The 11,484-nt window shown below is 75.1% G+C and carries 8 protein-coding genes; 5 read left to right on the top strand and 3 right to left on the bottom strand.

The genetic code is table 11. From position 1 onward, the window contains the following. The first annotated feature begins 198 nt into the window (after nucleotides 1–198). The gene (locus tag F8279_RS09815; protein ID WP_151499753.1) at nucleotides 199–819 is read left to right on the top strand and encodes a GNAT family N-acetyltransferase; all 621 of its coding nucleotides are present in this window, start codon (nucleotides 199–201) and stop codon (nucleotides 817–819) included. A gap of 21 nt (nucleotides 820–840) precedes the next feature. Here the strand turns inward: F8279_RS09815 and F8279_RS09810 are convergent, their stop codons facing one another. Continuing rightward, complete coding sequence (locus F8279_RS09810) at nucleotides 841–6,615, bottom strand: TIR domain-containing protein (protein WP_091418117.1); 5,775 nt, start codon at nucleotides 6,613–6,615, stop codon at nucleotides 841–843. Nucleotides 6,616–6,722: 107 nt separating this feature from the next. Here F8279_RS09810 and F8279_RS09805 point away from each other — a divergent pair, with 107 nt between their 5' ends. Genes F8279_RS09805 through F8279_RS09795 form a run of 3 tightly spaced genes read left to right on the top strand, consistent with a single transcriptional unit; the run spans nucleotide 6,723 to nucleotide 9,245 of the window. Next, nucleotides 6,723–7,955, top strand: coding sequence for an SLC13 family permease (locus tag F8279_RS09805; protein ID WP_151499751.1), 1,233 nt, complete (start codon nucleotides 6,723–6,725; stop codon nucleotides 7,953–7,955). 10 nt (nucleotides 7,956–7,965) lie between these two features. Then, entirely contained in the window at nucleotides 7,966–8,289 is a 324-nt protein-coding gene (locus F8279_RS09800) for a nuclear transport factor 2 family protein (RefSeq protein ID WP_151499750.1), read from the top strand. A gap of 56 nt (nucleotides 8,290–8,345) precedes the next feature. Then, nucleotides 8,346–9,245: a GNAT family N-acetyltransferase gene (locus tag F8279_RS09795; RefSeq protein ID WP_091418105.1), complete on the top strand. Its 900-nt coding sequence runs from the start codon at nucleotides 8,346–8,348 to the stop codon at nucleotides 9,243–9,245. Nucleotides 9,246–9,264: 19 nt separating this feature from the next. Here F8279_RS09795 and sigJ read toward each other — a convergent pair whose 3' ends face one another. Next, a complete protein-coding gene (gene sigJ, locus F8279_RS09790; RefSeq protein WP_151499749.1) occupies nucleotides 9,265–10,131 on the bottom strand; it encodes an RNA polymerase sigma factor SigJ in 867 nt (288 codons plus the stop codon). Nucleotides 10,132–10,268: 137 nt separating this feature from the next. Here sigJ and F8279_RS09785 point away from each other — a divergent pair, with 137 nt between their 5' ends. Beyond that, nucleotides 10,269–11,045, top strand: a complete 777-nt coding sequence (locus F8279_RS09785; RefSeq protein WP_151499747.1) for an SDR family oxidoreductase — start codon at nucleotides 10,269–10,271, stop codon at nucleotides 11,043–11,045. Between the two features lie 26 nt (nucleotides 11,046–11,071). On the opposite strand, the gene F8279_RS09780 is transcribed toward F8279_RS09785, so the two are convergent. Further along, on the bottom strand, nucleotides 11,072–11,479 hold the full coding sequence (locus F8279_RS09780; protein WP_091418095.1) for a VOC family protein: 408 nt from the start codon (nucleotides 11,477–11,479) through the stop codon (nucleotides 11,072–11,074). Between the last annotated feature and the right edge of the window lie 5 nt (nucleotides 11,480–11,484).

Raw genomic sequence — 11,484 nt, 5'->3', positions numbered from 1 at the left:
CCTCCCCCGCGATCTTGCACTTTCGGCCCGGGCGGTGACGCGAATGTCCCATCTGCCCGGGCACAGACTGCAAGATCAGCGCGGCTGGCCGCCCTGGCGTGGCACGAATGGCGTTGCGTTCCTCGGGGCGGTCCGGGATACCGTGAGGTCCGTTTCGCTCCCGCGAGACCAGGCCATCGATCTCCTGGAAGCGCGATCATGGATGAACCGACCGGCGCGCTGACGTCGACGAGCGGGTTCACGCCGGAACCCGTCCCCACCGCACGGCTGATCCTGCTGCCCCTGGCCGTCGAGCACGCCCAGGAGATGGCCGCCGTCCTCGCCGACCCGGCGCTGCACACGTTCATCGGCGGCGAGCCCGCTTCCCCGGCGGCGTTGCGGGCCCGCTACGAACGGCTGGTCGCCGGCTCGCCCGACCCAGCCGAGTCGTGGTGCAACTGGGTGATCCAGCTCCGGGACGACGGCCGGCTGGCCGGCTTCGTCCAGGCCACTGTCACCGAGCCACACGAACCGGTGGCGGACACCGCCACGGCGGGTGCGCGCGCAGTCGGGCACCGGCACCTCGACGAGGCGACACCGGCCGCCGCGGGACCGGTCGCGGAGATCGCCTGGGTGGTGGGAACACAGTGGCAGGGGCGCGGGATCGCCACCGAGGCCGCCCGTGGGATGGCCGGCTGGCTGGGGCGACGCGGTGTGCGTACCCTCATGGCCCACATCCATCCCGACCACCGCGCGTCGGCGGCGGTGGCCACGGCCTGCGGCCTGGCCCCCACCGACGTGTGGCAGGACGGCGAGGTCCGCTGGACCGGGGCCCCTTGATCACCCGGAAAGGCGTGCGGGTTAGAAGGGGGCGTCCACGGACAGGCGGCGGACCTGGGTGAGATAGGGGTCCAGTTCGCCCACCTCGAAGCGGCACGTGCCGATGACGTGCCAGAACTGGCCGCCCGGGTCGCCGTCCAGCTTGTACCGGCCGTCCGGGCTGACCGCCGCCCAGCCGTCCGGCAGGCCGATGAGCGTGGTCCGCAACTGGGCGTGCTCCGGGTCGGCCACGTCCCACAGCCGTACCGTGCCGTCGTCGCCGGCGCTGGCGAGCAGGCTGCTGTCCGGGCTGAAGTGCACCGACCAGACGCGCCGGGTGTGCGCGGCCAAGGTGCCGTGCAGCCGGCCGGTGACCGGATCCCACAGCCGGATCACCAGGTCGTCCCCGGCGGTGGCGAGCAGGTTGCCGTCCGGGCTGAACGCGCAGGACCAGAGCCGGCCGTCGTGTTCGGTGAGCACCAGGCGCCGCTCGCCGGTGACCGCGTCCCAGACCACCGCCGTGCCGTCGTTGCCGGCGCTGGCGAGCAGCGTGCCCTCGCTGTTGAAGCCGACCGAGTAGACCCGGTCGGTGTGGTGTTCCAGGGTCATGCGGCAGGTGGCGGTGGCGGCGTCCCAGAGCCGTACCGTCTGGTCGTCGCAGCCGGTGGCGATGGTCTCGCCGTCGGGGCTGAACGCGACGGTGCGCACGCGCCCCCGGTGCGGGGTGAGCGTGGCGAAGTGCCGGCCGGTACGGCGGTACCACAGGCGTACCGTGTCGTCGTCGTTCGCGGTGGCCAGGGCGTCGCCGTCAGGGCTGAACGCGACCGCCCAGACGTGGTCGGTGTCCACGTTGAGTTCACGCTCGTCGGCGCCCGTGTCGGTGTTCCACAGGTGCACGCCGCCGTCGCCGCTGGGGGTGGCGACCAGCGGTTCCTCCGGGCAGAACACCACCGACAGCAGCCGGTCGGCCGGGCTGGCGAGCTGCCGCAGCAGGCGGCCGGTACGCGGCTCCCAGAGCCGGATCACGCCGTCGTTGCCGCAGGCGGCCAACACCTCGCCGTCGTCGCGGAAGGACAGCGCGGTGACGCGGCGGCCGTGCCCGCGCAGCGTGTGCTGGAGCTGCCCGCTACGGACGTCCCACAGCCGGGTGGTGCCGTCGTTGCTGCTGGTCGCCACCTGGTTCTGGTCCGGCCGCCAGACCACCGGCCAGACCGAGCCGCGGTGCCGGGTCAGCTCGTGCCGTACCTGCCCGTCGTCGGTGTCCCAGAGCTGGATCGCGCCGTCGCTGGCGGCGGTGGCGAGCAGGCTGCCGTCGCCGTTGAACCGGACGCTGTAGATCGCGCCGCGCTGCCGGCCGAGCACCCGCACCGGCCGGCCCGTCTCGGTCTCCCACAGCCGCAGCGCGCCGTGCGTGTCGCCGGTGGCCATGAGCGTGCCGTCGGGGTGGATGTCGAGGGCGTACACGTCGGCCTCGTGGCCGCGCGGCGCGCGCAGCAGCTCGCCGTCGGTGGCCCGGCGGATCCAGATCCGGCCGTGCTGCCCGACGGCGGCCAGCAGCCGGCCGTCCGGCGAGTGCACCACCCGGTAGACCACCTCCGGCTCCTGCACCTCGAACGCCAGCTTGCCGGTGGGGATGTCCCAGCCGCGGACCGTGCCGGCGCTGTCGGCCACCACGACCCGCCGCCCGTCCGGGCTGAACGAGGTGCCCCAGATCGGCGCGGAGTGGCCGGGCCACTCGTGGCGCAGCCGGGCGCCGCGGGTGTCGTACAGCCGCACCACGCCCGCGGCGTCGCCGACCACCAGGCGGCCCCGGCGGCCGTCGGTGAGCAGCGGCCAGACCCAGCCGGAGAAGACGTCCTCGATGACGTGCCGCACGTCGCCGTGGTCGGCGTCCCACAGCCGTACGGTGAGGTCGGCCGAGCCGGTGACGAGCTGGTGGGAGGCGGCGTCGTAGCGGACCGCGTACACCCGGGACCGGTGCCCCTGGAGCGTGCGCACCGGCAGCCCGGTGGCCGTGTCGCAGAGCAGCACACCGCCGTCGTCGCTGCCGACGGCCAGCACCGAGCCGTCCGGGCTGTACGCCACCGGCACCGGCAGCCGGCCCGTCTCGAAGCCGTAGCCGACGCCCACCGCCGGCGGGGCCAGGCCCGGCGCGACCGGCCGGCCCGGCGCGACGACGGCGCCGCGCAGTTCCGGGGCGCGCAGCAGCGCCGGGTCGGCGCTGGCGTCGATGAGCGCGGTGCGGTGCCAGCTGCTGCCCGCGACGCGCGCGCCGCGCAGGTCGGTACGGAACAGGCGTGCGCCGGCCATCTCCGCGTCGCGCAGGTCCGCCCCGGCGAGGCGGGCCTGGTCCAGGCGGGCGCCGCGCAGGCGGGCGTGTTCCAGCCGTGCCTCGGTCAGGTTGGTGGCGACCAGCCGCGCGTCGGTCAGGTCCGCGCCGGTCAGGTCGGCCCCGGCCAGTTCGCGGTGCGACAGGTCCTCGCCGCGCAGCACCGCGCCGCGCAGGTCGGCCCGGTCGGGCAGGCGCAGCCGGGCGGACAGCCGCAGCGCGTTGGCGCGCAGCGTCTCGCCCGCCGACTCGTCGCCGAGCACCCGCGCGGTCCACGCGGTGCAGCGGGCCGGGTCGGCGAGATCGCCGAGGAACTCCACCGCGAGCGCGGACAGCGACCGTACCGCCAGCGCGCCCGGCTCCTCGCCCCGGTTGATCTGCTCGGCCACCCCCTCGGCCACCAGCCACTCCATCACCGAGGTGTGGATGAACCCGAACAGCCCGTCGTCGGTGCGGACCAGCAGGCTGCCCGCGCCGACCGCGTGCGCCGCCTGCGGGCCGGACAGCCGCGAGTCGGCCCGCCCGGCGAGCCGGCCGGTGGACTCGGCCAGCTCGGCCAGTCGCAGGTACGCCTCGCCGCTCTCCCAGAGCTGGAACGCCAGCCGGCTCACCGCCTGCCACAGCTCGGGCCGGCGCAGGCTCACCGGCGCGCCCGGGATGCCCTGGGTGCGGCGCTCCTCGAAGTCCAGCCAGGACTCCAGGATCTCCCGGTACAGCGCGGCGGCGCTGAACGTGCCTCCCGCCCCGGCCACCGCGGCGAGCCGCCCCTCGTCGAGGTTGGCGATGAAGCCGAGCATGCGCGGGTTGCGGGAGAGCCCGAGCAGGTCCTTCACGCCCGCGAGCAGGTCCATCCGCTCGCGGGCGGCCCGCTCGTCGCCGCCGTACCGGTTGCGCAGGAACGCCTCGATCTGCCCGGGGGTGAAGTCCTCCACCGCGAGTACGCGCCGGTGCGGCAGCAGCCCGACCCGCTCGCCGAGCGCGGTCAGCACCTGCGAGTTGGTCTTGAAGTGCTGGGTACGGCTGCTCACCACGATCTTCGCGTTGCCCTCGGCGGCCTGGAGCAGCGTCTCCAGGTGGTCGGCCGCCCGGTCGTAGGTGACCCGGGCGACCAGCTCGTCGAACCCGTCGAACAGCAGCACGATGCGGCCCTGGCGCAGCATGTAGCGGAACGCCTTGAGGTCGATCACCTGCTCGCCGTGGTTGGCCAGGTGCGCGGCGACCAGGCCGTCCACGGAGTGCGCCTTGTCCAGCGCGCGCAGCTCGACCAGGATCGGGATCAGGTCGGGCGCGGCGGTGGGCAGCCGCCGGGCCACCTCCCGCAACGCGAACGTCTTGCCCCGGCCGAAGTCGCCGAGCACCAGCACGAACCGGCCGTCCGGCGCGGAGACGGTCTCCAGCAGCTCGTCCACCACGTCGTCGCGGACGCGCTGGTCGGCGCCGACGAGGTGACGGTAGCGCTGCGGCACGTACTGCCCGGGCGGATAGAGCCGGTCGGCCTGGAGCCGGGCGGTCTGCGCGGCGACGTACTCGCGCAGGTCGAGCAGGCCCTGGAACTCGGTCAGGTGCAGCACGCGTACGCCGCGGCGCTGCGCCTCCTCGGCCAGCCCCCGCGGCACCCGGTCGCCGTCGTACACCAGCTCGGAGGCGATGTCCGGGTCGGTGGCGTGCACCCGGCGGGCGAAGACGTCCACGTCGGCGGCGGTGGGGCTGCCCACGTGCGCGCCGACGCGCTGCTGGCGGACCACCCCGTCGGAGCGGTAGCTGATGTACAGGTGCGGCGGGTCGGTGCCGACGCGGCGCACCACCACCCGGTCGTAGCGGGCCTCGCAGACCTCGGCGAGCCGGTCCAGCAGCCGCTGCACCGGGGCGACCGGAGCGGCGGCCGCCGCCGCGCCCTGGGTGGCCCCCTCGACAGCGACCGGGCGGCGCGGGTCCGGCACCTGGGCCGGGCCGGACGCGCCGAAGGTGGCCTCCGCGTGCGGCCAGGACACGGCGGTGACCGCGCCGCCGTCGAGCCGGTCGTCGCGGCCGAGCACCCAGCGGGTCATCCCGTCGGCGCCGAGCCGCAGCACCTGCGCCCGGCCGTCGCGGGGCGCGGCGGCCAGCGGCACCACCGGGTCGACCCGGGCCGACGGCGCGGCGTCGGCCAGCAGCAGGTTGAGCATCGGGCCGACCAGCCGGTTGACCGAGCCGCGGTCGCGCAGCGACACCGGGTCCGGCGGCACCTCGTCGGCGTACGGGCTGCGCGCCCCCGGGGCGTGCGCCATCGCGCCCAGCCGCAGCCAGCCGGACTGCTGGTAGTGGCGCAGCCGCTGGGCGAACCAGCTGGACTGCGCCTCGCCGAGGAAGCCGTACCGGTCCTCCTCGCGGTGGGTGATGGCGATGGTGGAGTTCAGCCCGGCCACCACCACCCGCAGGTCGGGTACCGGGAACAGCGTCCAGGGTTGCTCGCTGTCGAAGATCCGGTCGTCGAGGCCCTGGTAGAGGTCGTCGAACAGGCGCGCGTAGTGCCGCCACTTCGGCCAGTACGGCGGCTGCGGGTCGACGTCGTCGGCCTCGCAGGTGGCGAAGTACGCGCGGCAGGCGGCCATCGTCACGTCGCGTGGGCCGGGCACCACGACCAGCCGGTGCGGTTCCAGCCCGAGCAGCACCCGCAGGCCGGTGAGGAAGCTCAGCGCGTCGGAGAACTCGCGCGGGCTGCCCGACTCGGTGAGGTTGCCGGCGACGACGAGCAGGTCCGGCCGGGGCACGCCGTCGTTCATCAGCAGCGTGAGGTCGCCCATCAGGTGTTCCTGCACCTCGCCGGGGGTGACCGGCGCGCCGGGGGTGATCACGCCCCGGCCGAAGCGCGGCCCGGCGACCTGGAGCACGGTGACGGTGTCCCGGGCGGTCGGTGGCGCCGCCGCGGCCGGCGGGAACGGCGGCGGGTTGATCGGGGTACGCCGGGCGCGGCGGGGCGCGGGCGCTCCGGCGGCGGGAGCGGCGAGCACCCCGTGCGGGTCGGCCGGGTGGTGCGGGAAGGCCGGCTGCCGCATCGGCTTGGCCCGGCCGTCGAGCGCCTCCCGGATGCGGTCGAGCACCCGGTTGCGGGCCTGCACCGGGTCGTCCACGCCGACCAGGTCCACATAGGTGATGGTGGCGAGCAGGCCGTCGATCGGGCAGTCCTCGACGCGTACCGTGACGAGCTTGTTGCCGGTGCCGTCCGGGTCGGCGCGCAGCGCGGCCTGCCACTCCAGCTTGCCGTACGTCGAGTGCAGGTAGCGCTCCGACAGCACGGCCACCACCACCTCGGCCTCACGGACGCCGCGGTCCATGAAGTCGATGAAGTTGGTGCCTGCCACGAAGTCCCACGCCTGCAACAGCGTGCGATAGCCCGCCGCCTCGAACTCCCACGCCAGCCACGTGGCCCAGCGTTCGTCCGCGGGCGAGTAGCTGATGAAGAAATCGATGGGGCGGTCGGACCGGGTGGGGTGCGCGCCTACAACCACATGGTCATTATGGCCACCGACGGTCAACAGATCGACACCCTCGGCAGCTCGGATCCGCCCGCGTCGGGCTCCTCCGCCCGCCTGGGCATGTGCGAGGATCATCCCTCGTGGAGACCCCCGGCGATCCGCCGAACGCCGTGCCCGACCGTTCCCGCTGGGGCCGCCTGCACGTGCTGGACTGGATCGCCATCGGGCTCGCAGTGCTCGGGGTGGTGTGTGTGCTCACCGGGCTGCTGCCCCGCGCCGACGCCGAGGGCACGATGCGGCGGATCATCCCGATCCTGATCTTCCTCGGCACGGTGGTGGTGCTGGCCGAGCTGACCGCTGTGGCCGGGGTGTTCGACGCGCTGGCCACGCGGGTGGCGGTGACCGCGCGGGGCAGCTTCCGGGCCCTGTTCTGGCTCTGCGTCGGCTTCGCCTCGATCACCACGATCGCGCTCAACCTCGACACCACGGCGGTGCTGCTCACGCCGGTGATGATCGCGCTGGCCCGGGCGCTGAACGTGCCGCCGACTCCGCTGGCCATGACCACCGTGTGGCTGGCGAACACGGCCAGCCTGCTGCTGCCGGTGTCCAACCTGACGAACATTCTGGCCAGCGACCGGGTCGACCTGGACCCGGTGCCATGGGCGGCCCGGATGTGGTGGCCGCAGCTGGTCGCCGTCGCGGTGACCGCGCTGCTGCTGTGGTGGTGGTACTGGCGGCCGGCGCGGGCCGGGGCCGACCCGTTCGTCCCGCCGCCGCCGTACGTGCCGCCGGACCGGGTGCTCTACCGCACCGCGCTCGCCGCCTGCCTGCTGTTCGTCGCCGGGATCCTCGCCGGGGTGGAGATCGGCATCGCCTCCGGGGTGGCCGCCGCGATCCTGGTCGCAGGCTTCGCGGTGCGCGCCCGGCACCGGCTGCGGCCGGCGCTGGTGCCGTGGCGGCTGCTGGTGTTCGTGACCGGGCTGTTCCTGGTCGTGCAGACCATCGGCCGGTACGGCCTGGACACGGTGATGGGCACGCTCATCGGCGCCGACCCGGGCGCGGAGGGCGCACTGCGGGCGGGCGCGGTCGGCGCGCTGTTCAGCAACGTGGTCAACAACCTGCCCGCGTACCTGGCCGGCGAGGCGGTGATCGCGGCCGACCGGCACACCCAGTTGCTGGCGCTGCTGATCGGCACGAACGTCGGCCCGCTGGCCACGCCGTGGGCGTCGCTGGCCACACTGATCTGGTACGAGCGCTGCCGGGCCGCCGGGGTGGCCGTGCCGCTGGGCCGGTTCGTGGCCACCAGCGCCGCGCTCGCCGTGCTCGCCACCACCGCCACCGTCACGGCGCTCCTTGTCGGTCCCGGCGCCTAGCATCGCGACCATGAGCAGCACGCCAGAGATCGTCCGCCGCTACTTCGCGCTCGCCGGCCAGGCCGACAAGGAGCCCTACCTCGCGCTGTTCGCCGACGACGCGGTGGTCGAGGACGAGGGACGCACCCACCGCGGGATCGACGAGATCCGCGCCTGGCGCAGCGGCACGCCGGTGGTGTCGTACGAGATCACCGACGTCGAGCAGACCCCGGCCGGGACGGTGGTGACCGCCACGATCAGCGGCGACTTCCCCGGCAGCCCGTTCGCCGGGCTGCGGTTCCGGTTCGAGGAGTACGACGACACGCACATCCGCCGGCTGCGCATCGCCCCCTGAGCCGCGGCGGGAAAACCGCTACGGCGCGGTCCCGGCCGCTGGCTACCGTGGCCCGCATGACCGCCGTGCCGACGTTGCACTTCTGCACCGACCCGGGCGAGTTCCTCGCCGCCGCCGAGGCGTACCTGGCCGCCGATCCGGTGGTCAACACCGTCGTCGCCACCGTCACGCGCCGGATGGCGGCCCGCCGCGCCGAGGGCGTCGCGCTGCCCGAGGACGACTGGTGGCTCGTGGTCCGGGACGCCTCCGGGGCGGTGGTGGGCGCCGCGATGCGTACCGCGCCGTTCCCGCCTCGACCGCCGTTCCTGCTGCCCATGCCACCGGAGGCCGCCGTGGCGCTGGCCCGGGAGTGGCACCGGCGCGGTGAGCGGGTCCGCGCGGTGAACGGCGCGCTGCCCGCCGTGCGCGCCTGCGCCGACGAGGTGGCCCGCCTCGACGGCGGGCGGGTCGAGGTCGCCCAGCACACCCGGCTGCACCTGCTCGGCCACCTCACGCCGCCCGCGCCGGTGCCCGGCGCGTTGCGGGCGGCCACCGCGGGCGACGTCGGCCTGGTCGCCGCGTGGTTCGGCGCGTTCATGGCCGACGCCGACGAGCAGGCGGGCCGCCCGCGCGGGACGAGCGCCCACGAGACGCCCGACCGCGCCGAACTGCTGCGCCGGATCCGGGACGGGCGGGTCTGGTTCTGGACCGACGGGTCGGGCGCTCCGGTGCACCTGACCGCCGCCAACCCGACGTCGTTCGGCGTGGCCCGCGTCGGACCGGTCTACACGCCACCCGGGCAGCGCGGACGCGGCTGGGCCGGAAACGCGGTCGCCGAGGTGTGCCGGCTGCTCACCGCCGAGGGCGCGCGGGTGTGCCTGTTCACCGACCAGGCCAACCCGGTGTCGAACCGGCTCTACGCCCGGCTCGGTTTCCGCCCGGTGGTCGACATGGCCAACCTGACTCTGGGCGACTGAGACGAATCCGCGGCTCCGGTCAGCCGGCGAGGCCGAGCGCGGCCAGCCGGTGCGGGTCGGCGATCACGTCCACGGCGGCGATCCGGCCGCCGGTGACGGTGAACGCCATCACCGACAGCGGGCGGTCGCCGGCGGTCACCAGCACCCCGGCGGCGCCGTTGACGAGCACCGGCCGGGCGTGCGGGAACAGCCGGCCGAACGTGGTGGCCTGCGCCGCCACAGTCGCCGCGCCGGTCAGCACGACCGTGTGGCGGGCGTGGGCGCTCCCGGCGTCGGAGCGCAGCACCACGTCCGGGTGCAGCACGGCGATCAGCGCGTCGAGGTCGCCGTCGCGGGCGGCGGCGAGGAAGGCGTCGACCACCGCTCGCTGCCGGGTCAGGTCGGGATCGGGCGTGGGTGCCTGTCCGCGTACCCGGCGGCGGGCCCGGCTGGCGAGCTGCCGGGCTGCCGCCGGTGAGCGGTCGACGAGCGGGCCGATCTCGTCGAACGGCACGCCGAACATGTCGTGCAGCACGAACGCGAGCCGCTCGGCCGGGGTCAGCGTGTCCAGCACCACGAGCAGCGCCAGGCCCACCGAGTCGGCGAGCACCGCGGCCTGCGCCGGGTCGCCCGCGCCGGCGTCCACCACCGGGTCGGGCAGGCGTACGTCCAGCGGGTCCTCCCGGCGGGCGGCGCGGGACCGCAGCGTGTTGAGGCTGACCCGGGCGACCACTGTGGTGAGCCAGGCGTCCAGGTTGTCCACCGAGGCCGCGTCGGCGCGGGACAACCGCAGCCAGGTCTCCTGCACCGCGTCCTCGGCGTCGGTGAGCGACCCGAGCAGCCGGTACGCCACCGCTCGCAGCCGCGGCCGCTCCCGCTCGAACCGCTCCGCCAGCCGGGTGTCCATCACCTGAGCCTCCCTCCCGCACACCGTCTCGACCCGCCGGGTGCCGCCGACGTGACCGGAGGTGACGGCGCTCACACCTGTCACACCGGCGGGCCGGCGCGGGTCGATGTGGCAGCACCGACAACGGGAGGACGACGATGAACGCACACATTCTGGTCACCGGCGGCACCGGCACGATCGGCCGGCACGTCGTACCGCTGCTGCGCGCCGCCGGGCACCCGGTGCGCGTGCTCACCCGGCGCGGCGGACTTCCCGGCGACGGCGTCACCCACGTGACCGCCGACCTGCTCACCGGCGCGGACCTCGACCGCGCCCTGCGCGGGGTGTCCACGGTGCTGCACCTGGCCGGCGGCGCGAAGGGCGACGACCGCGCCGCCGCCAACCTGACCCGGGCCGCGCGCCGGTCCGCTGTGACGCACCTGGTGCACATCTCGGTGACCGGCGCCGACCGGGTGCCGCTGGCCTGGACACGGTCCAAGCTCGACGCCGAACGCGCGGTGGCGGACTCCGGCGTCCCGTGGACGGTGCTGCGTGCCGCGCAGGTGCACGACCTGGTGCTGTCCATGCTGGCGGCGATGACGAGGCTGCCGGTGGTGCCGGTGCCGGGTGGGCTGCGGTTGCAGCCGGTCGACGCGGCCGAGGTGGCGGCCCGGCTGGCCGAACTGACGCTGGGCGCGCCGGCCGGGCTGGTCCCGGACCTGGCCGGGCCTGATACGTACGGCATCGGCGATCTGCTGACCGGATACCTGGCGGCGACCGGGAAGCGCCGGGCGCGGCTCCCGGTGCGCATTCCCGGACGGGCCGGCCGGGCGTACCGGGACGGCGCGAACCTGGCCCGGCCGGGTGCCGCGAGGGGCGTGCGGACCTGGGCCGGCTTCCTGGCCGAGCGGGCGCCGTCGGGGCGGGCAGCCTGACCCGCCGCGGCGACCCTCGCCGCCGGTCAGGCGCCGGCGCGCGCAGTCGGGTGGAACTGCTCGAACATGACCTCGTAGCCGTCCGGGTCGAGCCCGTAGAAGATCCGCGCCCAGCCCACGTCCTCCGGCTCCAGCGTCACCGGCAGCCCCTCGTCGCGCCACAGCGCGTACGTGGCGTCCAGGTCCGCGGTGGGCACGGTGAGCACGACACCGAGCCCCGGCGGCCCGGCCTTGACCTCGCGTTCCCGCTCCGCGTTGTGGTGCCCGTGGCGGTGCAGGTCGGACAGGATCAGCCAGGTGTGACCGAACGTGAGGTAGCGCAGGTTCGCCTGGTCGGTCTGCGGGATCTCCTTGAAGCCGAGTCGCAGGTAGAGCCGGTGGGAACGGTCCAGGTCACGGACCCGGAGCCCGAGCTTGAGCTGTCTGGCGGCCATCCGGC

It is taken from the genome of Micromonospora sp. AMSO1212t (assembly GCF_008868145.1).
GTDB classification, from domain to species: Bacteria; Actinomycetota; Actinomycetes; order Mycobacteriales; family Micromonosporaceae; genus Micromonospora; species Micromonospora tulbaghiae.
This window is presented reverse-complemented; position numbering and strand designations above follow the sequence as displayed.